General features: G+C 61.6%; 23 protein-coding genes. 9 read left to right on the top strand and 14 right to left on the bottom strand.

Features of this window, described 5'->3' with window-relative positions; translation table 11 throughout:
- Positions 1-9 precede the first annotated feature (9 nt).
- Both BV034_RS25915 and BV034_RS25910 read right to left on the bottom strand, forming a co-directional pair.
- Entirely contained in the window at positions 10-393 is a 384-nt protein-coding gene (locus BV034_RS25915) for a prepilin-type N-terminal cleavage/methylation domain-containing protein (RefSeq protein ID WP_050029860.1), read from the bottom strand.
- A gap of 445 nt (positions 394-838) precedes the next feature.
- A complete protein-coding gene (locus BV034_RS25910) occupies positions 839-2,017 on the bottom strand; it encodes an FG-GAP and VCBS repeat-containing protein (protein WP_050029859.1) in 1,179 nt (392 codons plus the stop codon).
- Positions 2,018-2,108: 91 nt separating this feature from the next.
- Between BV034_RS25910 and BV034_RS25905 the strand changes: the two genes are divergently transcribed.
- Entirely contained in the window at positions 2,109-3,251 is a 1,143-nt protein-coding gene (locus BV034_RS25905; RefSeq protein WP_265593480.1) for a prolyl oligopeptidase family serine peptidase, read from the top strand.
- A 72-nt stretch (positions 3,252-3,323) separates the two neighbouring features.
- Here BV034_RS25905 and BV034_RS25900 read toward each other — a convergent pair whose 3' ends face one another.
- The 4 genes from BV034_RS25900 to BV034_RS25885 all read right to left on the bottom strand — a co-directional run bounded on the left by BV034_RS25900 (position 3,324) and on the right by BV034_RS25885 (position 6,392).
- Positions 3,324-4,016 (bottom strand): DedA family protein, encoded by a 693-nt coding sequence (locus BV034_RS25900; RefSeq protein ID WP_050029858.1) that lies wholly within the window; start codon positions 4,014-4,016, stop codon positions 3,324-3,326.
- A gap of 69 nt (positions 4,017-4,085) precedes the next feature.
- Entirely contained in the window at positions 4,086-4,694 is a 609-nt protein-coding gene (locus tag BV034_RS25895; RefSeq protein ID WP_265593479.1) for an HAD family phosphatase, read from the bottom strand.
- An 8-nt stretch (positions 4,695-4,702) separates the two neighbouring features.
- Positions 4,703-5,800, bottom strand: coding sequence for a hypothetical protein (locus BV034_RS25890; RefSeq protein ID WP_050029856.1), 1,098 nt, complete (start codon positions 5,798-5,800; stop codon positions 4,703-4,705).
- 88 nt (positions 5,801-5,888) lie between these two features.
- Positions 5,889-6,392: an N-acetyltransferase gene (locus tag BV034_RS25885; protein ID WP_063768906.1), complete on the bottom strand. Its 504-nt coding sequence runs from the start codon at positions 6,390-6,392 to the stop codon at positions 5,889-5,891.
- 138 nt (positions 6,393-6,530) lie between these two features.
- On the opposite strand from BV034_RS25885, the gene BV034_RS25880 reads away from it, so the two are divergent.
- From BV034_RS25880 to BV034_RS25870, 3 genes are all read left to right on the top strand, one after another.
- A complete protein-coding gene (locus BV034_RS25880; RefSeq protein WP_050029854.1) occupies positions 6,531-7,373 on the top strand; it encodes a hypothetical protein in 843 nt (280 codons plus the stop codon).
- 86 nt (positions 7,374-7,459) lie between these two features.
- Positions 7,460-8,353 carry a TIGR01777 family oxidoreductase gene (locus BV034_RS25875; RefSeq protein ID WP_050029853.1) on the top strand — a complete coding sequence of 298 codons (894 nt, stop codon included), beginning with the start codon at positions 7,460-7,462 and terminating at the stop codon, positions 8,351-8,353.
- Between the two features lie 46 nt (positions 8,354-8,399).
- Positions 8,400-9,278, top strand: coding sequence for a haloacid dehalogenase-like hydrolase (locus tag BV034_RS25870; RefSeq protein WP_050029852.1), 879 nt, complete (start codon positions 8,400-8,402; stop codon positions 9,276-9,278).
- A gap of 25 nt (positions 9,279-9,303) precedes the next feature.
- On the opposite strand, the gene BV034_RS25865 is transcribed toward BV034_RS25870, so the two are convergent.
- The gene (locus tag BV034_RS25865) at positions 9,304-9,735 is read right to left on the bottom strand and encodes a nuclear transport factor 2 family protein (RefSeq protein ID WP_050029851.1); all 432 of its coding nucleotides are present in this window, start codon (positions 9,733-9,735) and stop codon (positions 9,304-9,306) included.
- A 184-nt stretch (positions 9,736-9,919) separates the two neighbouring features.
- Here BV034_RS25865 and mpl point away from each other — a divergent pair, with 184 nt between their 5' ends.
- The 3 genes from mpl (at position 9,920) to BV034_RS25850 (ending at position 13,155) form a co-directional block, all read left to right on the top strand.
- Positions 9,920-11,302 carry a UDP-N-acetylmuramate:L-alanyl-gamma-D-glutamyl-meso-diaminopimelate ligase gene (gene mpl / locus BV034_RS25860; protein WP_050029850.1) on the top strand — a complete coding sequence of 461 codons (1,383 nt, stop codon included), beginning with the start codon at positions 9,920-9,922 and terminating at the stop codon, positions 11,300-11,302.
- 76 nt (positions 11,303-11,378) lie between these two features.
- Positions 11,379-12,146, top strand: coding sequence for a M14 family metallocarboxypeptidase (locus tag BV034_RS25855; RefSeq protein ID WP_050029849.1), 768 nt, complete (start codon positions 11,379-11,381; stop codon positions 12,144-12,146).
- The gene (locus tag BV034_RS25850; RefSeq protein ID WP_081888115.1) at positions 12,079-13,155 is read left to right on the top strand and encodes an alpha/beta hydrolase; all 1,077 of its coding nucleotides are present in this window, start codon (positions 12,079-12,081) and stop codon (positions 13,153-13,155) included. Before BV034_RS25855 ends, BV034_RS25850 begins: the two co-directional genes overlap by 68 nt.
- Before the next feature lie 86 nt (positions 13,156-13,241).
- Here BV034_RS25850 and BV034_RS25845 read toward each other — a convergent pair whose 3' ends face one another.
- The 6 genes from BV034_RS25845 to modB form a co-directional block, all read right to left on the bottom strand.
- Positions 13,242-13,940, bottom strand: coding sequence for a response regulator transcription factor (locus tag BV034_RS25845; protein ID WP_050029909.1), 699 nt, complete (start codon positions 13,938-13,940; stop codon positions 13,242-13,244).
- Between the two features lie 8 nt (positions 13,941-13,948).
- Complete coding sequence (locus tag BV034_RS25840) at positions 13,949-15,688, bottom strand: PAS domain-containing protein (RefSeq protein ID WP_050029847.1); 1,740 nt, start codon at positions 15,686-15,688, stop codon at positions 13,949-13,951.
- 97 nt (positions 15,689-15,785) lie between these two features.
- Positions 15,786-16,694, bottom strand: coding sequence for an SMP-30/gluconolactonase/LRE family protein (locus BV034_RS25835; protein WP_050029846.1), 909 nt, complete (start codon positions 16,692-16,694; stop codon positions 15,786-15,788).
- Between the two features lie 47 nt (positions 16,695-16,741).
- Positions 16,742-17,608 (bottom strand): alpha/beta hydrolase-fold protein, encoded by an 867-nt coding sequence (locus BV034_RS25830; protein WP_050029845.1) that lies wholly within the window; start codon positions 17,606-17,608, stop codon positions 16,742-16,744.
- Positions 17,609-17,647: 39 nt separating this feature from the next.
- Entirely contained in the window at positions 17,648-18,286 is a 639-nt protein-coding gene (locus BV034_RS25825) for an ATP-binding cassette domain-containing protein (protein ID WP_050029844.1), read from the bottom strand.
- Positions 18,283-18,954 carry a molybdate ABC transporter permease subunit gene (gene modB / locus BV034_RS25820; protein WP_050029843.1) on the bottom strand — a complete coding sequence of 224 codons (672 nt, stop codon included), beginning with the start codon at positions 18,952-18,954 and terminating at the stop codon, positions 18,283-18,285. Before modB ends, BV034_RS25825 begins: the two co-directional genes overlap by 4 nt.
- Before the next feature lie 134 nt (positions 18,955-19,088).
- Here modB and BV034_RS25815 point away from each other — a divergent pair, with 134 nt between their 5' ends.
- Entirely contained in the window at positions 19,089-19,715 is a 627-nt protein-coding gene (locus BV034_RS25815; protein ID WP_265593478.1) for a DUF4412 domain-containing protein, read from the top strand.
- Between the two features lie 321 nt (positions 19,716-20,036).
- Here the strand turns inward: BV034_RS25815 and BV034_RS25810 are convergent, their stop codons facing one another.
- Complete coding sequence (locus tag BV034_RS25810; protein WP_050029841.1) at positions 20,037-21,083, bottom strand: alpha/beta hydrolase-fold protein; 1,047 nt, start codon at positions 21,081-21,083, stop codon at positions 20,037-20,039.
- A 486-nt stretch (positions 21,084-21,569) separates the two neighbouring features.
- Here BV034_RS25810 and BV034_RS36450 point away from each other — a divergent pair, with 486 nt between their 5' ends.
- Complete coding sequence (locus BV034_RS36450; protein ID WP_265593477.1) at positions 21,570-21,710, top strand: hypothetical protein; 141 nt, start codon at positions 21,570-21,572, stop codon at positions 21,708-21,710.
- Positions 21,711-21,712: the final 2 nt, after the last annotated feature.

The following is a 21,712-nucleotide window of genomic DNA, read 5'->3' as shown; positions in this document are numbered from 1 at the left end:
GAGCCTGGTTCAAGGATGGTAGGTCAACCTGCCGTCCTCCAGGCGGATGTACTTTTTCGCATTCGTGACCGCCTCAGCGTCAGGTTCGGGAAAGGCAAAGTAGTTGCCGCGGAGGACGCCTGTCTCGACGGCCTTGCCACGGGTCACGTCTTTCAGGGCGGCGTCCAGGCTGGAGACCTCCCAGTGGACTCCAGCAGCGCGTCCGGCCTCAAAGACCCCGACGATGTTCTGGGCATTGCGGCGACGCTGGGCATTCTGGGTGGCTTCCCGGTAGTCGTCCAGACCGACCAGGGCAATGGACACGATCACCCCGATCACCGCGACCGTGACGAGAGCCTCCACGAGGCTGAAGCCACGGTGAAATGAGGACAGGGGACCGCGTGAACGCTGCATGCACAGAGGTATAGCAAATCAGAATCCGTTTTGGCTGTGATTTGTTTCAGTTCTCGTGCCAGAAGGCAGGATCGAGTACGCCTTTGTGTGGAGGGGAGTGGAGGGTTTGAGGAGCTAAGTTGGCTGGAGGGTTGCCGTCTGCGGTGTCAGGGGACGGGCGATTGAGCGGGGCGCAGTGGCATAGCGTCCTTTGCCGTGATGGACCTCAGTGTTGGAGTACCGACTTTAGTCGGCGGAAGTTCTTCAACCACAGCCTGAGCCGACTAAAGTCGGTACTCCAACCCCGGTGCGGAACGGAGGTTGTAGTCCGGCTGTCCCAACCGGGTGGGGAGCGAAGAAGGGCGTGGAATTTACGTTGCACCTCGTTGTCATCTATAACCTCTCTTACACGGTACGACTGAGCGGGGCTGGCCTCCCCCTGTCTCCTTTATTGACGGAGCTTCCGTTAAGGCGTCTCGTTCCAATAGATCTTGACGTTCTTGGTCCGGCGGCCGGCGGCGATGATGTCGGGCTTTTTGTCGCCGTTGAGATCGGCCACGGCGAGGTCTTCGCAGGCCATCTGGTTGTCATCGATGCTGTAGTCCTTCCATGCTGAGCCTGCGGCATCTGGCACCCACATCTTGATGCCTACCCGAGCGAGTTTGTTGGCGTTGGCTCGCCAGCCAGCGACGATCTGGTTGCGGCCCAGACCGAGAAGGTCGGCACTGGCCAGGGCGTGGCCGTCGTCGAGGGTGGTGCTCAAGGCGATGCGGTTAGGGGTGCCATCTCCGGCGGGGACGTTGTACACGGCCAGGTCGTTGCCATGCATAGGCTCAATGGCGGCGACGAATGTGGCTGTGCCCAGCTTGCCTTCCCGGACTTCGCCGGATCCTTTGAGCGGACCTCCTGCTTCATGCTTCACGCGATGCTCCTTCTTCCAGCCACTGGTGGTGGGGGTGAGCCATTCGATGCCTTCCTTGCCGCCCAAACGGAGTCGCTCGAAGTTCTCCCCATCCTGTTGCACCACATCGAAGTTGTGAGTCATGTGCATGTCGCCCGAGACAAGCTCGGTCTTCCATTCGGCTTTGGGATCCTCGGGCTTTTGGTAAGCGAGGACCTTAACGCCCTCGCCTTCGCCGTTCTTGTTGCCGCGGCCATGAAGGGGGACGACCACGAGATCATAGCGATCCGGGCTGCGCTTCACCCACTTCATGCGGTGGGTGGTGGGTTCATGAGTCAATTTCACCGGCTCCCACTTCTGGGTGCGGTCTGCAGGGGGAATGAGGTAAAACACCGCCCCGCTGTTCACGGTGTCGGAAGGGTTCCACTCCGCGCCCACGGCGATCTCGCACTTGCCGTCGCCATCGATGTCCCGGGCGGCGATGCAGACGTTGTCCTTGGCGGTCAGATTCTCGGCAATGACATGCTTCGTCCAGGTGGGATTTTCGTACCAGACGAAGGCGGTTTTGTCTGCCAGCAGGATGTCGGGCTTGCCGTCGCCCTGCACATCCGCGATGGCGAGGCCGTACCCGATCTGGATCTGGTTGTCGATTTCCTGGGCCTTGAACACCGGAGTTTTCTCCTGGGCAATGGCGGAGAGACAGGTGGTGCCGAGGAGGAGGGCGAGCGTGGGCAGAGCTTTCATGAGGAGGCGGGCAAAGAGGATGCCGATGAGCGTGAAGGCTGACGTAACGGGTCAATCTGCAAAATCCTGTCGGGCATTGCGTATTTGACTGGTGAAACGAGTTTCTCACCTGACGATAAAGACGGGCATGATGGTTGTGGCGGCAGGCATGCTGCTGGGCCGGACTTCGAATGCAGCAGCGGAAGAGATCCCCAGTGAGCTCGCTCCCTATTTCAGCCCTCCGGCCGAGTTCGCCGGCAAGGTGACGCCGGGACCGCAACTGGTGAATCTCTCCTCTGGCAAGACACCCCAGACGAAGGAGGAGTGGGCGACGCGACGCAAGGAAATCCTCAACGCCTGGCAGGCTCTGATGGGCGAATGGCCCCCGGTCCTGGAGCACCCGAAGCTGGAGATCCTGGAGACCAGCCGCCGGGAGGACTTTACCCAGCATCGGATCCGCCTGGAGATTGCCCCGGGCCAGACAGGGGAAGGTTATCTCCTCATCCCTGATGGGAAAGGGCCCTTCCCGGCGGTGTATGTGCCGTTCTATGATCCTGAGACGAGCATCGGCCTGGGCAAGAAGCCTCTGCGGGACTTTGCCTATCAATTGACCAAGCGGGGCTTTGTGAGCCTGAGCATGGGGGCACCCGGTGGGGATGCCCGCAAGCCGGTGTTGCCCACCGCGGCCAAGTGCCAGCCGCTTTCTTACCTGGGCTACCTTTCGGCCAATGCCTGGCAGGCCCTGGCGGACCGTCCAGAGGTGGATCGCAAGCGCATCGGCGTGATGGGACATTCCTACGGCGGCAAGTGGGCCATGTTCGGCTCCTGCCTGTGGGACAAGTTCGCCTGTGCCGTCTGGTCCGACCCCGGGATCGTGTTTGATGAGGCACGCATCAGCATCAACTACTGGGAGCCGTGGTACCTAGGCTATGAACCTGGCTACACGCGCAAACCAGGGCTGATCACGGCGCAGAGTCCCCGGACCGGTCCCTACAAGACGATGATGGAGCAGGGGCGCAGCCTCAGTGAGTTCCAGATGCTCATGGCCCCCCGTCCGTTCCTAATCTCCGGAGGGTCAGAAGACTTCCCTTCCCGATGGACGGACCTGAATCGGGTTCGTGAAGCCTACACTGTGCAGAAAGTCCCGGCGCTGGCGGGCATGCACAACCGGCCGCTGCATGAGCCCACTGAGGAGTCCAATGCCCTGGCCTACCGGTTCATGGTGTGGGCGCTCAAGGAGCGGCCCATCGAGTAGAGGGAGACACAAAAAAGCCCGGAACTCACTGGTGGAGTTCCGGGCTGGAGAAGGGTTCAAGGTACCGGCGGATCAGGCAGCCGGTTCGGCATCACTGGCTGCTGCTGCGGTGGCGGCTGCTTCCTTGCGGGCTTTCCACCACTCAAAGGCGATGGGGAGCAGGGACACGATGATGATGAGAATGATCGTGGCCTCGAAGTTCTTCTTGATGATCGGGATCGTGCCCAGGAAGAAGCCAGCGAGGGTCAGGCTCACCACCCAGATGATCGCGCCCAGAATGTTGTAGTAGGCAAAGGAGCTGTACTTCATGCGGCCGATGCCAGCGACGAAGGGAGCGAAGGTGCGGACAATGGGGACAAAGCGGGCCAGGATGATGGCCTTGCCGCCGTGTTTGTCGTAGAAGTGCTGGGCTTTGATGAGGTAGTCCTTGCGCAGCAGACGGCCATTTTCCCGGCTGAAGACGGCGGGGCCAAGTTTTCGCCCGATGGCGTAGTTCACGGCATCTCCCAAGACGCCAGCCACAATCATGAGGGGGATCACGTACTCCAGTCGCAGACTGTTCGTGAAGGCATCATTGGCGGCCACCGCGCCCACGGCGAAAAGGAGGGAGTCACCTGGCAGGAAAGGGGTCACCACCAGACCGGTCTCGCAGAAGATGATGAGGAACAGAAGGCCGTAGATCCAAATGCCGTGCTGGCTGATGAAATCCGGGAGGCTTTCATCCAGATGCATGACGAAGTGCAGGAACTGCTTGAGTAACTCCATAGGCGAAGAGCCTACACCACCGCTAGCAGGCGGGGAAACGAAAAAGGCCTCTTTTGCGTGACGGGCCTGTCACGCCGGGGTGCCCAGCCAAGCCCGCAGTTCCGCCTCCAGAGCGGCATGGCGGTCGTGGTGGTAGTGATGGCTGACGAATCCGAGGCGCTGTCCCGTCGCGATATTGTCCTCCAGATCATCGATATAGAACGTGCGGGCGGGATCGAGTCCATAGGCAGCCACCGCTTGTTGGAAGATCGCGTCGTGCGGCTTCATGCACTGCGCTTCATGCGAGTAGATCCCTCCCGCAAAGTGGCGAAAAACGGGAAATTTGGCGAAGAGCCACTCCTTGTGCAGACCGCTGGTGTTGGAGAGGAGGTACAATGGCACCTTCCCGGACAGTTCCTCCACGAGCGCGATCATTGGGGTGTTCTCTGTGAAAATGTCTCCCCAGGTGGTGATAAAGTCCTCCCGAGTGCCATGGAAGCCGATGAGCCGCGTACTCTCGCGGATGAAATCGTCGTCGCTGATCCGGCCGGACTCCAGATCGTCCTTGAATGGGCGGAGCCGTGCCAGCACTTCGGCCTCGGTTGCGTCACTCAGGGTGGCGAATCGGCGGGCGGCAGGGGTGAAATCAAAATGGACCAGCACATTGCCGATGTCGAAAAGCAGGGCGGAGTCGGGCATGGTGCGGGTCACGGGGCATGAGCGATCACCCACGAGGCGATTTTCAAGGCGGCATCCGGCTCGCTGAGTGCCTTCATATTGGCCTTCATTCGTCGGGCCTCCGCACGGTTGTTGGCCAGGAGCCGGGCGGCTTCCTTGCCAGTCTGTTCCGGGGTGGTGGTGGTCACCCCGCACTCGTGTTTGGTCAGCAGCTCGGCGTTGCCTTCCTCCTGGCCGGGCACGACGTAGTCGATGATGGCCGGGCAGGTGGCGGCGAGGGACTCATGCAGGATGGCCCCGCCTGCCTTGCAGATGACGAAGTCATGCGTCTGCAGGAGCCGGGGGATGCGGTTGGTCCAGCCGATGACCTCCACGGAGCCATCTGGAACGGAGTCCACGAACTGGGTGACCACGTGATAGAGCCGGGAGGCGTGTTTGCCCACTGGCAGGGTCAGCTTGGTGCCTGCGAGCAGAAGCGGGCGCAGGGAGGCCAGCGTGCGCTGGACGTGCTTCAAACCCGTGGAGGGCAGATAGAGGATCTTCCCGTGGGGGGAGGCGCTCTCTTCAGGCGTGGGCTGGTCCAGGAAATCGAGGCTCACGGGGAAGCCTGCCACATGGATCTCATCCGCCACGCGGCAGAGCCGGAGGGCGCTCTTCCGGGAGTCCTCGTCCGCCACAAAGTAGGCGTCGCTGGGAGCGATGAACCAGATGGGGTGAATGCTGATCGAGTCCGTGATGACCGTGTAGATCGGCGGAGTGACCACCCCGGTGGCCTGAATCTGCTTGAGCAGCTTCGGATAGATCGGGTAGGTGCAGACGATCGCGCGGGGGCGGTGCTTTTTCAGAAGACCCGCCAGAGCCTTGCGGAGTCCGGCGAGAATATCGGGGCTCCCGTCAAAGCTCACTTTCGCAGAGCGACCGTAGATCCACGCCCACACAGAGGGGGCACGGGTGATGAGCATCTGGTAGTTCTCCTTCATCACAGGAGAGAGTGCTGGATGCGCGATGTCGAACAAGTCCACCACCAGGGCCTCTTCATTGGGCGCAAGACGGCGCAAGCCGCCCGCCACGTTGCGTGCCGCTGTGTTGTGTCCGTCGCCGAAGCCTGCCGTAAGGATAAGTATCACGTGAGGGAGCCGATCTAGTAGCCGTCATGCAGACAAGCGCGAACAGAAAATCACATTTCTGTCACATCAAAGAATCAGGGGAACCGCGTCACATCTGCTCCAGCTGCTGGGCAGTGAGATGGAAGGCTGGAGAGTACCCCACGACGAAGGTCTCTGCGGGTTCCCGCCAGCGCAGAGCGCGAAAGTGAGCGTTGCCGGGATCGTAGGGACAGTCTGGATTTTCCAGGGCTTTGAAGCCAAAGCGTTCGTAAAAATGGGGGTCGCCGAGGACAAACACCGGTTGGTCCTTTAGCGGCGAAGATCGCAAACTGGTGGTTACCAGTTGAGAGCCCACGCCCTGACGCTGGAATTCAGGATGCACCGCGAGCGGAGCCAGGTGCCAACCAATGGGCGCGGAGTCGTGAGTGGCCACGGTGTAGGATATGAAACCTGCAATCGTGGAGTCCGACTGAGCCACCCAGTCATGATGAGCCTCTGTCCGATTCATGATCAGCTCCACGAGCGTGGATTCAAACAGACTGGGAGCGAAAGCCGCATCGAGGAGTCGTTTGATTTCAGGCAGGTCTTCTGACGTGGAGGGGCGAACAATCATTGCGGGGGCAGCATCCCACATTCCAGGCATGGCGAAGGAGAAAAATCACGCACGCTGCTGTCACGCTCCGGTTTTTCTCCACATGAAGGGGTGGCAGCACCGTTCTCGAAGGCTGCTTTTGAAAGACCCCCTGATCCCATGAAACGCTCCACCCCCTGGTCTCGTGTGTTCTCCCTCCAGTCCGCGTTGCGCGGGCTTTTTGCCCTGGCCCTGGCCACATTGGCCACCCAGTGCGCGTCTCCCGTCTCGTCTGGGAGCAGCTCCGACGGGGCATTGGGAGGCTCTGCCCGCACGGCTTCTCTGGCTGAGAAGAGTCGCCCCGGCTTGGGGACTGGTTTTGGCGAGTCCCGGTGGTCGGAAGTGGACAGCACCACTTTCCGACGAGGCAGTTCCCACCCGGCCATCAGCGAGAAAATCTTCTACAACGACCGACAGGGCGTGCTGGCGGCCACCGGGGGCGGTGGCAGGAAATTCAGTGGGTGGAAGAAAATTGGCAGTGGTTCGGTGTCCTTCGGTCTGAAGAGCGAGGGGGGCTGGCTTCGTGGAGTGGAGGACGGCAACACCTACGTGATTGGCGAGCCTGGAGAGCGGTATGACATTCTGCTGCGCAACGAAACCAGCCGCCGGGTGGAGGTGGTGGTGTCGGTGGATGGTCTGGATGTTCTGGACGGGAGACCGGCTTCTGTGCAGAAGCGCGGTTACGTGATTCCGGGGCACGGGTCGGTGCGCATCGAGGGATGGCGTACTTCCATGAACCAGGTGGCGGCCTTCCGCTTTGCCAGCGTCTCCCGGTCCTATGCGGCCATGAAGCACGGTGACACCCGGAATGTGGGCGTCATCGGCGTGGCCGTTTTCCTCGGGGAGGATGCGGTGCCGCACTTTTCAGACCCGGTTCCCGGCCCATGGCGTACGGGCGACATTCAGCGGCGCGAGAAGGCGAATCCCTTCCCGGCAAGCGGTCGCTGGGCCTCGCCGCCCTGAGCTGGCATCCAGAGGTGACGGAGAACAGGGCCAAGAATCACCCGCTTGGCCTTGCAAGTTCCCGGTCTGGGTCTTGAGTTCCTGGCATGAGAATCGGCATCACGGGTGGGTTGGGGTTCATTGGCGCGGCCGTGGGGCGTGAGGCCCAGCAGCGCGGCCATGAAGTGATCGTTTTTTCGCGCAAGCCCCAGTCACCGCCGGAGTGGGCGGTGGAGTGCCGGGTGCTGGACATGACCGAGAAGCCAGCCCTGAACCTGGGTGGCCTGGACGCCATCGTCCATCTGGCCGGTGAGAGTGTGATGGGCTACTGGACCGATGCCAAGAAGCAGCGGATCCGTGACAGTCGCATTCCGGTGACGGAAGCCGTGGTGGAGGCCATGAAGGCCAGTCCAGACGGGCCCAAGGTGCTCCTGTGCGCCTCTGGAACTGGTGCCTATGGCAACCGCGGCGACGAGGTGCTCACGGAGAAGGCTCCCATGGGGACGGGCTTCCTGGCGGATGTGTGCCGGGACTGGGAGAAGGCGGCCAACGAAGCGAACCAGATCCCTGGAGCCCGGGTGGCCCTGCTGCGCACTGGCATGGTGTTGGGTCAGGGGGGCGCAGCCTGGCCGATGTTGAAAAAGATCTTCAGCCTGCGACTGGGCAGCCGTCTGGGTGATGGGAAACAGTGGGTGCCCTGGATCCATCTGGTGGACGAGGTGGGGCTGATCCTGCATCTGCTGGAGAACCCGGCCTGTGAAGGGCCCTTTAATCTCTCCGCGCCGCATCCGGTGACGAATGCGGAGATGACCCAGCAGATCGCCAGTGTGCTGGGCACGACGACGTTCATCCCCACGCCCGCCTTTGGCATGAAGCTGCTCATGGGCGAGTTGGCCTCCGTGGTGCTCGAGAGCCAGCGGGCTGTGCCCCAGGCGGCGCTTGACAGTGGCTACGTCTTCAAGCACTCGCAGTTCCGCGAGGCCGTGGCTTCGCTCGTTTGATCCTTTCGACCCCCGTTAGATTTTCTTTCCTCCTCACTCCTTCCTCATGGCAGCCGCTCAGACCACCATTGGCCTAGTTTACGATTATGATCAGACCCTCAGCCCGTACTACATGACGGATGAGGTGGTGTTTCCGCACTTTGGCATCCATGTGGAGCAGTTCTGGAAGAAGGCGCACGCCCTCGTAAGGGAGGATGGGTTCGACAATGAACTGGCCTATCTGAAGGTCATGCTGGACTGTCTGACGCCCGTCCGGCCTTCCAATGCAGAGCTGCGTGCGCTGGGCTCCAAGCTCCACTTCTACCCGGGCCTGCCGGACATGTTCCAGGAGATGAACGGTGTGCTGCGCCCCGAGCACAAGACCATGGGCATCAAGCTGGAGCACTACATCATCTCCTCAGGCCTGAAGGAGTTGATCGAGGGCAGCGCACTGCGTCCTCATGTGAATGCGGTGTTTGGTTGTGAGTTCTCCGAAGACCGTGAGGGCCGCATCAATTTCCCCAAGCGGGTCATCGGCCACACCACGAAGACGCAGTACCTCTTCCGCATCAACAAGGGCATGCTGGAGCCGGGCGATGATGTGAATGATCACATGCCGGCAGACATGCGCCCCATCCCGTTCCAGCACATGATCTACATTGGCGATGGGCCCACGGATGTGCCGTGCTTCACCCTCATGCGCAAGTATGGCGGCAACGCGGTGGCCGTGTACAACCCGGCGGACACCACCCGCAGCAGCTTCCGCAAGTGTTATCAACTCACGGCCCATGCCGACCGGGTGAAGTACATCGCGCCCAGCGACTACCGCGCCAGCAGCCACCTGCGCCTGCTGCTGGAGGAGATGGTTTTGGAAATAGCGGATGGCATGCTCCGGCGGAAGCGGTTCGAGATCGAGAACTCCACGGTAAGTGCGCCGGGATTCTGAGGAATGCGGAGTGTTGGATTGTTGGCTAGGAAGTGGGGATGGGTTCCTTGTGAAGGGCGGCGTTCATGGTTGGCACGTCGATATAGGGTGAGAACTTGGTGATCTTGCCCTCCTCCACCTGCCAGACGTGCACGACGGGGACTTCGAAGCTGGCGCCGTTGACGTTCACGGTGCCTCGGGTGCTGCCGACGGCGACGATGCATTCCCCGGCGTCGATGTAGCGTTCCACGGTCACCTTGGAGTCGATATGCTGGAGAAGGATGCCGAAGAAGCGGCTAAAACCCTCCAGCCCCTCGAAGGTGCCGCCCCAGGGGAGCAGGGCGGACTGGGAAATGATGGCGTGTGAGTCCAGCAGACTGGCCACGGTGGCCACATCACGATGTTCAAAGGCGGTGTAGAGCTGCTGGACGAGCTCCAGAGCTGAGGAGGGGGACGCAGGGGAGGAGTTTTTTTCCATGGTTGAGGGCCTTTATCCCGGTTTCCCACCCGGGATGCAAGCGTGGGCTCACTTCGTGTCAACGATGTCATCACCACAGGGAACGCACAGGCGGGCAAACACTCACTTGCACGGACGCCTGCTCCACTTTAAGAAGCGCGGCTCAGCCTTTCGCATTTTCCGGATTTCCCCCAGTCATCGCTTCATGAGTCAGACCAAGCACTTTCACTTCATTGGCATTTGCGGCACCGCCATGGGATCCGCCGCAGCCGCTTTCCGCCAGCTAGGACACAAGATCACGGGTTCTGACAATGCGGTGTATCCGCCCATGTCCACGATGCTGGAGAGCCACGGCATTGAGATCGCCAGTGGGTACAAGGCGGAAAACCTGCCCGATGACGCCGACATGTATGTGGTGGGCAACGCGGTCTCCCGCGGCAATCCCGAAGTGGAAGCCCTGCTGGAACGCAAGCTGCCCTACACCTCCCTTCCGGAACTGCTGAAGTGGGAAGTGATGCAGGGGAAGCGGAACTTTGTGGTTTCCGGCACACATGGCAAAACCACGACGACCTCCATCCTCACGTGGCTGCTGGAGCACGCTGGAAAAAATCCCGGCTATCTCATCGGTGGTGTGCCGGATAATTTCGATGTGGGCGCGCGTTACTCGGACTCCGAGTGCTTCGTGATCGAAGGGGACGAGTATGACACGGCCTTCTTCGACAAGCGGTCCAAGTTTCTCCACTATCTCCCGGAAGCGGTGATCGTGAACAACATCGAGTTCGATCACGCGGACATTTTCAACACGCTGGATGACATTTTGCTGACCTTCAGCCGGCTTCTGCGGGTGGTACCGCGGAACGGCAAGGTATTCCTGAACGGGGATGAGGCGAACTGTCGCAAACTGCTAGAGGCCTGCCCGGCCCCGGCGGTGACCGTGGGCACGGGTGAAGACTGTGAAGTGCGCCTGCGCGTGACCTCTGCAGCGCCTGAGCACACCGACTTTGAGCTGAACGGCGTGGCCTTCCGCCTGCCGATGGTGGGCGAGTTCAACGCCCGCAATGCCGCCATGGCCATCTGTGTGGCTCGGTTTGCTGGTCTCTCAGACAGTGACATTCGTGCGGCCCTGCTAGAGTTCCGCGGGGTGAAGCGTCGCCAGACCGAGCGGGGCAAGGTGCATGGCATCACGATCATCGACGACTTTGGCCACCATCCGACCGCGATCCGGGAGACGCTGCGGGGTCTGCGTCAGAAGTATCCCCAGAGCCGTCTCTGGGCGCTGTTCGAGCCGCGGTCCAATACCAGCCGCCGTAACACCTTGCAGGGTGAGCTGATTGACGCGCTCAAGGAGGCTGACGGCAGCATCATTGCGGCGGTGAACATGCCGGAGAAAGTGCCTGCCGGCCAGCTCCTGGACGTGGACGCTGTGGCCGCAGCCGTGAGCGCCTCCGGGCGACCGAGCTATCATGAGCGGAACGTGGACGCCATCATCGAGCGACTCAAGCCTCTGGCGAAAGAGGGCGATGTGGTGATCGTCTTCAGCAATGGCGGGTTTGAGGGCATCCACGGCAAGCTGATGGACCGGCTTTAAGAGGTGCGTTTTGCAGGTCGGCGGGCTTCCGCAGACGTAGTGAAATGCAACCTTGAGAACTGCCACGACTCCCGCGATGTCCGTCCATCCCCTGGCCAACCACCGTGCCCATGACTACCGGGCGCTGGTGAGGGAGTGGCAGGCGCTGGCGAAAGAGGCGGGGCTGAAGATGGAGGTGTTTGCCCGGGTGGGAGAGCTGCCTGTGTACGTCCTCCGCACCAAGGATGCGGCCAGAGATGCGCGTCCGACCATCTACCTCTCTGCTGGCATTCATGGCGATGAGGCTGCCGCCCCCTGGGGGCTGCTGGCCTGGGCCAGGGAGAATGTGGCCCGGTTCAAGACGGACCGATTTCTGATTTTCCCAGTGCTGAACCCGCATGGGCTCATCATGAACACCCGGATCGACCAAGATGGCGCGGATCTGAACCGGAGCTTCAACGTGCCCGGGCATCCCCTCATCACCGCGTGGCTGCGGGTGGTGGCTGGACGGGAGTTTGCCCTGGCCCTCTGTCTGCATGAGGACTATGACGGGCAGGGCTGCTACCTGTACGAGCTGAACCCGCGCCACCCGGTGGTGGGCCATGCGATCCTGAACGACTGCGCCCGCGTTTTACCCATCGATCAGCGCAAACGGATCGACGGGCGTGCTGCCAAGGACGGCCTGATCGTGCGCCGGGTGTTGCCGGAAATGCCTGGCCATCCCGAAGCCATTGTGTTGCATTTGATGGGTACACCGCTCACACTTACCTTCGAATCCCCCTCGGAGTTTTCCCTGCATGACCGTATCGAAGCGCAAAAGACCTTCATCCGGTCCGCACTGGAACACGGCCTCCGCCGTGGTTGACCTGCCAGCTGCCAGTGCCCATGAATCCAAACTGCAGGCCTTTTGCTCCTTCTGGTGCGGCATGTTCTGCCTGCTGCTGGCCAGCTGCGGGAGCCCTGGGGCGGCCCGTCAGATGAAGCCTGAACTGGGAGCCCAAACCTGGCGGAGCTACGACGGCAAGGTCATGCCCTGGCGGGATGGCAAGCCGGTCAAGGGCGGCAAGCCCAAGGCGGTGGTCATCACCGTGCATGGGCTGAGCGGGGCAGCGCTGGACTTCTGGATGCTGCGGGATGCCTGGCCTGAGCTGGGCATGGCGGTGTATGGCATGGAGATGCGAGGTCAGGGGAATGACCCCGACCGCCGTCGCCGGGGCGACATCTCCTCCGCAGAAGTTTGGCAGAAGGACCTGCTCACCTTTCACCGGTTGGTGCGGGAGCGGCATCCTGGGGTGCCCATCATCTGGTATGCGGAGAGTCTGGGGACCCTGATCGCCCTGCACACGGTGACGGACCAGATCCGTGACCCCGCCGAGCTTCCAGCTGGGCTGGTGCTTTCCTCACCGGCGGCGGGCCTGCGTCTGCGGCCCAAGGGGGCACGGGCCACCCTGCTGTACTCTGCGATTGCCATGACCCCGTGGATCAAGGTGAATCTGGAGCGCCTGGGGGGCGTGGATGACAAGCAGATCCGCGTGACGCATGACACCACGCACGGAGCCCAGATGGCGATCACCTCCCACTATGTGTCCCACTTCACCCTCCGCCTGCTGGGGGAGGTGGATGACATGATGCGCACGGCTCCCCATGCTGCCACCCAACTACAGCTGCCGGTGCTGGTGCTGGCGAGTCCGAACGACGTGATCGCCAGTGAAGAGCAGATCCAGATCTTCTATGACCAGATCGGCAGTCCGGACAAAACGATCCGCTGGTACCGCCAGTCTTACCACTTGCTCTTGCACGATTCCCAGCGCCAGGAGGTGCTGGAGGATGCCACGAACTGGGTGAAACGTCACACGCAGGCGCGGCAGAGATAACGGGGGGATTTGAAATAGCTGGAGCGGAGATCAAGTAGCAAGAGCGGCTCTGTCCAGCCAACTATCCAGACAGAGCCACCGGGATTCTAATCGGTGCCGAGCTTTTGACGCTCTGCCCAGCGCACGGCGTAGCGGAGCACGGAGGCACCGTCTTCCAGCTTGAGCTTTTCGCGGATGTGGGCGCGGTGCACTTCCACTGTCTTGACGCTGATGTTCAGGGCATCGCCAATCTGCTGGGTGCTTTTGCCCTCACTGATGAGCTGGAAGACCTCGAACTCGCGATCGCTGAGGCGCTGCACGCCATCCACGGGGCGGGCGGCACCACGACCGGAGAAGGCCTCCATGATCTGGGCGCTCATGGCCGGGCTGACGTAGCGGCCGCCTTCCAGGACATTGCGGATGGCCTGGAGGAGGGTGGTGCTCTCCGCGTCCTTCATGACATAGCCGCGGGCTCCCGCCTTCAGCACGCGCTGGGCGTAAAAGCTCTCGTCATGCATGGAGATGACGAGGATGGGCAGGTCGGGATGGAGGGCGAGGGCGTCTTTGATGAGCTCCAGGCCGTTGCGTCCCGGCAGGGAGATGTCCACCGCCAGCATGTCCGGCTTGCCCTGCTCCAGCTGCTGCAGCGCGTCCTGCGTGTTGCTGGCTGTCCAGTAGCAACAGAGGTCTGGCTGGCTCTCCACCAGCTTCTGCAGCCCGTCTCGCAGCATGGTGTGATCGTCCACGAAGGCGATCTTTTTCTTGTCGGAGTGGGGGTCGTCAGGGTCGGTGTTTGGCTTGCTCATGGCGGTCATTAGTTGGGATTGCAGGTGGAATGGGAGGCGATGACCACAGCGGCGGTGCCCCGGATTCCGTCTTTGCGCGGAGAAATGCGTACGTTTGCCCCGATCGCATTGACGCGATAATGGATAATTTTTAAACCCATGCCGGTTCTATTCTCCGGGGTGTCTCGGAATTCCACTCCGTCATTCAAAACCTCGATTCTCACGGATTCGGTGTTCATTTCGAGGCGGATGTCGATTCGGGTGGCATTGCCATGGCGGGCGGCGTTGTTAACAAGTTCCTGTGCTATCCGGTATAAGTTTACCGCAGCGTTGGGGTTGTCCACCATCACAGAATGCGGACAATAAAAGAAGCACGGGATTTCATACATGGACTCGACGTTCTTCGTGAGCTTGCCGAGGGCTCCCATGAGACCGTCGCCTTCCAGGTCCACCGGAGCCAGGCCGCGGGCGATGTTCCGGCACACGGAGGTGGCCTCCGCGATCTGGCTGCTGATTTCTGACGCCTGGGCCAGATTCGGGGGCAACTGGCGGCGGAGACGGTCGGTGAAGAGCTCGCACTTGAGCTTGATGGCGGCCAGCCGCTGGCAGAGATCGTCATGCAGATCGTGCCCGATGTTGCGCCGCTCGCGCTCGCTCACATTGAGCATTTGTTGCTCCGAGGCCTTGCGATCCGTGACGTCACGACAGAGGGCGGCGATGCGATACACCTCGCCCGCGGCGTTCTTGACCGGGAAGAGGCGGCCCTCAATCCAGCGGATGGAGCCATCGGGGTGGCGGATGCGGTACTCGCACTGGGTCATGGCGGCCCCATTCATGAGGGGGTCCATGGAGTGGTCCAGCAGCTCTACATACTCCTCCAGCACGTAGTCCTTCCAGCTTTCCGGGTCCTCCATGAGCCGCTGGATGCTGCGGCCCCACATGGTCTCATAGGCGGGGTTCACGTAGATGACTTTCCGGTCCCGGGTGAAGATGAAGAAGAGGTCCCCGACGTTGTCGGCAAGCTGGTGGAAGCGGTCCTGGTTCTCCCGCAGGGCGCGGCTCAGCTCGGCGAACTCATCTCCACCGGAGAGGGGCTCGGGCAGGGCGGTGCCGGCCTCTGTGATGCGGGCATTCTCGAGCAACTGGCGGGTGCGCCGGGTGAAGAACTGGTGCAGCCCCAGCCACAGGAGCAAGCAGGCCGCGGCATGCACACCGGCGGAGACCAGGCCCTGGCTGCGGGCGCTGCGGTAGGCAATGGCGACCGCTTTGGTGAGGTCATGCTCCACGATCACGAGCCACTGGAGGGGATCGTCCGACTCACTGGGCAGCGGGCGCACGGCGTAGGCGGCCTGTTTGTGATCGGTGCTGAAGGCGGGGGCGCGGTCGCGGGCCGCGCGGAGAGCCAACGCCATCGCCTGTGGAGGCAGGCTGGAGGTGGCGGGTTGACCCAGCCAGCCTTCCTGGGTGCTGAAGACGATGGTTTGGTCTTGATTGCAGATGACGGCCCAGTGTACGCGAGGATCCCGCCCCAGGAAGGCCAGCTCCCGCTTGAGGTCGGTCTCATTGGTGCCCTGCCGGGAGGAGACCATCTCCGCCAGACGCGCTGCGGTCCGCTCCGCTTGATCGATGACCCGGTCCTCCGCAATGCGCAGATCACTCCGGAGAAGCAACCACGTGTTGAACGTAACAAACCCGAGACTGAAGACCAGCATCAGCAGTGGGATGCTGATGCGGAGCGGCGGCGGGAATCGCTGCCAGAATGACGTCATGCTCCAAGAACAACGCAAGCAAGGACAAAACGCAAGTGCGGATTGTCAGGGCTGCTGCTGAAAGTCGATGAAATAATGCACCCCGGTGAGGTCCCTGCTAGGGCTTGCCACTGGCGGGGGCGGTGATCCACGCGGCGCGGGTGTTGGTCTTGCGTTTGTAGATCTTGTCCCCGGCGCAGACGAAGAGCCAGTCCCGGCCAGGGCCGGCAAACTCCACACTGACAATCTTGGCCCCTGGGTAGGGCGGAGCGATGGTGCCGGAGAGGCGGCCCATGGCATCGAACACCTGAATGCCGAGCTCGGTGGTGACGTAGTAGCGGCCTTTCTCATCGGTGGTGGCCCCGTCCCCCAGAGCTTCGCCCTTGGCGTTGTTGGGCGAGACGAGCATTGTCATGTACGGAGCCCCGCCCTTGAGCGTGCCATCTGCCTGGATCTGCCAGGCCCAGACCTTGCTGCCGCCATGCTCAGACACGGCCAGCGTGTTCTGATCGGCGGAGAGGGTGATGCCGTTGGGCCGGAGCACGTGGCCTTCGTCCGCCACGAAGGTCTTGCCGTCGGGCGTGATGCAGTGGATGCGCTTCGTGGGAGTTTCAGTGAAGTAGACGTACCCTCTGGAAGTGACGATCAGGTCGTTGGGCTTCACATCCTTGACCAGCTCCTTGACGGTGCCGTCCTTCTCAAAGACCACGACCTTGCCAGCCTTGTTCTGGCAGGCGTAGAGGCGGCCTTCCGGGCCCGCGGCCAGGCCGCTGATGCCGGGCTGGTTGTCGACAAGGAGGCTGACTTTGCCATCCTGGCCGAGCTGATAGATGCCCTTGCCAGCCTTCACATCGGTGAAGAGGAGATTGCCCGCGGTGTCGGTGGCCAGGCCATCGGTGAAGGCATAGCCCGTGACCGCCTCCTGCCAGTCTTGGCCGGGGAGAAGGTTGTCATGAAGGGAGGTGTCCTGGGCGGCCAGTCCCGCAATCGGGGAAAGCAGCAGGGCGGCGACGAGAAATTGTTTCATAAAGCCTTGGGAAGATGAGGACGGGAGATGGGGAGCGGGCAAAGCGGCTACTGCTTGCGCCAGAGCCACTTCATGGCCTCCGGGAAGATGGAGCCGCCGTGCTTGCTGTTGTGCTGCCCGTCGCCGTACTCGAACTTCACGTCGTACTTCATGAAGGTGAGAGAGGCAAACATCATCTGATTGGCCAGGGGCCAGTTGCCATAGGGATTGTCCAGATCATTGGCCCCATCCTGGAGGAAGATGCGCAGGGGTTTGCGCTCGGTGACGCGGATCAGGTAGGGGTAGGCATGGCCACCGGCGAGGTCCACATAGCTGCCAATCGTGGAGAAGACCTTGCGGAATTTGTCGGGGCGCTCCCAGGCGACGGTGAAGGCGCAGATCGCCCCGCTGCTGGCTCCGCCGATCGCCCACTGCTCGGGATCGTCCCCCAGCTTGTACTGCTTCTGCACTTCGGGGATGATTTCCTCGAGCAGGAACTTCGAATACGTGTTGCCCAGGGTGTTGTACTCCTTGCCGCGGTTGTTGGACTTCCACGCGCTCTGGGGCTTCTGATCGCCCAGATGGCCAGGGTTGATGAAGATGCCGATGGTGGGCGGCATTGCACCAGAGGCGATGAGGTTGTCCAGGACGGTGGGCACGCGCCAGTTGCCTTTGGCGTTCACATAGTCGTGCCCGTCCTGAAACACCATGAGCGCCGCGGGCTTTTCTGGGGTGTATTGGGCGGGCACATAGACCCACCAGTCCCGCGTGGTGCCAGCGTACACCTTGGAGTTCCACGTGGGCATCTGGGTAAGAGTGCCTTTGGGCACGCCGGGTTTCTCCAGCGCCAGTTCGCCGATCTTGTAGTCATCGATGGCAGAGGCCTGCGAGGCGAGGAGAAGGGCGGAGAGGAGGACGGGAAGGCGCATGCGCATGGTGGCTGCTATCAACGCCCGGCGGGCGGAAAATGTTTCCTACGATCGCCTCGTGCACTGGCCTCCGGCGATCTCGAGCACTTCATCGCAGAGCATCTCGATCTCATCCCGGGCATGGCTGACATAGATCATGGGGATGGAGAACTCGCGGCGGACGGCTTGGAGGTAGGGAAGCACGCGTTGACGCAGCCTTTGATCAAGGCTGGAGAGAGGTTCATCCATGAGCAGGATGGCCGGTGAGGCGAGGAGCGCTCGGCCCAGGGCAACGCGTTGTTTCTCGCCGCCGCTGAGGTGATGGACCCGACGGTCCAGAAGCGGGGCGAGTTCGAGGATCTCCACCACCTTGGCACTGGAAATGGGACTGCCTGGGGAGTGGCCAAACTCGAGATTGGCCCGCGCGTTAAGGTGCGGGAAGAGGGCGAGATCCTGGGGGACGTAGCCCACGTGACGCTTCTCTGGGGCCAGGTGTCGGTGGGCCGCGGCGTCATCGAGGACACGACCGTGCAGTTGTACGCGACCTGCGGAGGGGCGGCGCAGACCTGCGACGACCTCAAGTAGGGAGGTCTTGCCCGCGCCTGAAGGTCCAAAGAGGCCTGTGACCGGGGCAGCCAGCTCCACATTCACCTCAAGGGCGAAGTCAGCCAGGGGTAGGCGCAGGTTTTCCAGGACCAGGCTCATGAGGGCTGTTTCCGGCGGGTGAGGAGTTCGCTGATCCAGAGGGCGGTGAAGGCCAGTACGACGGAGATGCCGAGGAGCTTCATGGCATGGGCGTCCTGCCCGGTCTGCACGAGCTGGTAGATCGAGAGGGAAAGGGTGGACGTTTTACCGGAGATGTACCCGGCCACCATGATGGTGGCGCCGAACTCACCCAGTGCCCGGGCGAAGGAGAGGACGACTCCGGCGGCCAGACCGCGGCGGGCGAGCGGAAGGGTGACGGTCCAGAAGACGTTCCAAGGGCCGCGACCCAAAGTGCGGGCGATGCCCTCCAGACGCACGGGGACCCCTTCAAACGCGGTGCGCAGGCTGCGGACCAGCAGGGGGAATGACATGACCGCGAGGGCCACGACGACGGCTTTCCAGGTAAAGACGATCTCCCAGCCGAAGGTTTGGTAAAGCCAGCCCCCGACGGGGCCGCGACGGCCGAGGAGCTTGAGTAGCACCAGTCCCGTGGCCACAGGGGGAACGACCAGGGGCAGGGCCACCAGGGTCTCCGCCAGCGTCTTGCCGGGCCATTGCTTCCTCGCCAGCAGCCAGGCGAGCGCGGCCCCCGGGGGCAGGATGAGGGCCACCGCTGCCGCCGCCGTCCAGATGGTGAGCCAGAGGGTCTGCCAGTCGTCGGGGGTCATGAATGAGTTGGATTCGCGGAAGGAGCCGGGCGGCCTGTCCCTATAGCCCGTTGCGGGGCCTGTCAATTCTGCCCGGGCGCTCCGGGATGGTCCTTGACCTGTCGCGCATTGCGGACTTGCTTGCGTGCCCTCTCATGAAACCGCTTTCCTTCTTCGTCGCCCTCCTGCTTTCCATCGTGCCCGCCACGGGACGGGCGGATCTGACCCTGGTGCAAAAATCCAATGCCCACGGGGCGAAAAATCCCGTGGTGATGAAGGTGAAGGGCAGCAAGATCCGGATCGACTCCGGGAGTGACCAGACCAACTTGGTGGACACGGCCACCGGGGAGATGATCGTGCTCATTCATCCGACGAAGAAGATGACCAAGTCCAACTACAAGACGGGTCCCATCGCTGTGGAGATCGCCAAAAATCTGGCGGCCGCCAAGATGCACCGGCCTCTTAGCACGGGCAAGACGGAGAAGGTGGGGGCCTACGATTGCGAGATCCACGAATGGGATTTTGGCGGCGGGATCAAGAGCAAGCTTTGGGTGGCGAAGAACTACCCCAATTATGAGGCCATCAAGGCGGACCTCGCCACCCTGAGCGCCATGGGGGGCGCGAATGTGCTGACGGATATCAATGGCATGGTGGTGAAGAACCACATTGATCTGGGCGGTGCCACGGCCACGACAACACTGGAAGAGGCCAAGATCGATCCGCTGCCAGACACGGACTTCGCTGTGCCAGCAGGCTATGTGCTGGAGGAAGGGAAGAAGTAAGTAAGTCTAAGAACCTGTTTGGATAAAAACATCCGGGTGTGGCAGGTTCAATTAAGGGAATGAGATAAAAGCGGCTTCGCCAAGCCTGAGAACTGCCCCTCCGGGTTGCGGTCCTTTTGAGCATGGACTGCGTTGCTCATCGGTTGTGAATCTCGATTCACGCCCTCTTCGCGCCTTGTCCAGACTCAAAATGCCTCGCAACACACCCAGAGTTTTTATCCAAACAGGTTCTAAGCTCTCAGCGCGGGCCAAAGAAAACCGGGCTGCCCATGAAGGACAGCCCGGTCATTATGACTGAATCAAGGATGAAAAACGGCTGGCTTACTTGGCCGGAGCTGGTGCTGCTGTTGTCGTGGCCGCGGACTCCGCTGGCTTGGTGGTGTTTGCACTACCCGTCTGCCAGAGCCAGCGCAGAGTATCAGGAAATAAAGAAGCACCGTGCTTGCCGTTGTGGGTGCCCTCGCCCAGGACGAACTGGTAGTTCCAGACGGCAAATTTGAGCGCAGCGGCCATGTCCTGATTGGCCAGGGGCCAGTTGCCGAACTGGTTGTCCAGGTCGTTCTTGCCGTCCTGGAGGAACACGCGGATCTTCCGGCGGGATTCCAGGAGCTTCTGGAGTTCGGGTGTGTGGTAAGTGTTCTTGGCCACCTCGAGCTTCGTCTTGCGGATGAGCGCCGGGTAGATGTAGCCGCCGCGGATGTTCGTGAAGCTGCCGATGTGGCTGATCACCTTGCGGAAGGCGTCAGGCCGCTCCCAGGCCACGGTGAAGGCGCAGATGCCGCCGCTGCTGCCGCCGGCGATGGCGCGCTGCTCGGGATCATCGGTCAGTTTGTACTGCTTGCTGACTTCAGGAAGGATCTCCTCCAGAAGGAAACGCGCATATTGATCGGAAGGTGTGTCGTACTCGAAGCTGCGGTTGCTGCGGGGTTTCTCGGTCGGACTGGCCGCGGGGAAGTTGCCCGGGCTGATGAAGATGGCGATGGTGACCGGCAACTGCTTTTTGTGAATCAGGTTGTCCAGCACATAGGTGGCGTTGTTTGGGCCGGTCTGCTTGGGATCACCCTTGGACGCGCCACCGTCCTGCAGCACCAGCACACTGGCGGGCTTGGAGCCGTCGTACTGGGCAGGCACATAGATCCACCAGTCGCGAGTCGTGCCCTCAAAGATCTTGGATTGCCAGGGGGCCATCGGGATCACCTTGCCCCGCGGCACGCCTTCTTGGGCCAGGGAATCCGGCCCTAGGACGTATTGGTCATCCTGCGGAGCGGCGGAAAGTGAGAGGGGGAGCGCGGCTGTCGCCAGGATCAGCGGCAGGGCAACATGAAGACGGGTGCGGGAGAAAGAGTGGGAGAAGGCGCGGAAGGTCATGGCAGGACGCCGCCGTGAAAATGGGCGGCAGGCTGAGACGAACGGCGGGGAGGACGGGGATCTTTCGGAAGTGGAGAGGGGCGGGTGTGGGTGAAGGAGGTTTCATGTGGGGAGTCTGTGGGATCAAAGGTGACGCCGGCCTTCTCTTTTCGATGTCAATATGGATCCATGTGGAATGGGAACTCCAGGTATTGTTCGGTTCAGGAAGTTGTAAGTGTCTTCGTGGGACTTGGATCTTGAATGCAGGGTGCCTCGTTTGGAATGTCATGGAGGTGTTGGTGGCGGTGAGGCAGAAGCTGGCGTCTTGGGCCTTCACACCTGAGTATTCCGGCTGTGGATACCCAAGGTACAGATCCCTTGCGGGGATCGGTTTACACAGGGCGTTGGGTGGAGATGTCTTTGACCTCCATCTGTGATAGCGGCTCTTGTCTTCGGGAAGGGATTGCCGATACTCATGATATCCAACCACTGTGCGCTACTATGGCCATGTACTTCAGTCTTGTGATCGAGTGTTATCGGGAAGCTGATGCTGTCCGCATCAAGGAGCGGCTTGAATCCCTGGTCCTGTGCCTTGACGACCAAAGGATTCCCATGGCGAATCTCGATTTGTACACGAAGTCCGACTAGAA

The organism is Verrucomicrobium sp. BvORR034 (assembly GCF_000739635.1).
Classification (GTDB): Bacteria; Verrucomicrobiota; Verrucomicrobiia; order Verrucomicrobiales; family Verrucomicrobiaceae; genus Verrucomicrobium.
The sequence above is the reverse complement of the archived record's forward strand: the minus strand, read 5'-3'. Positions and strand labels throughout refer to the sequence as shown.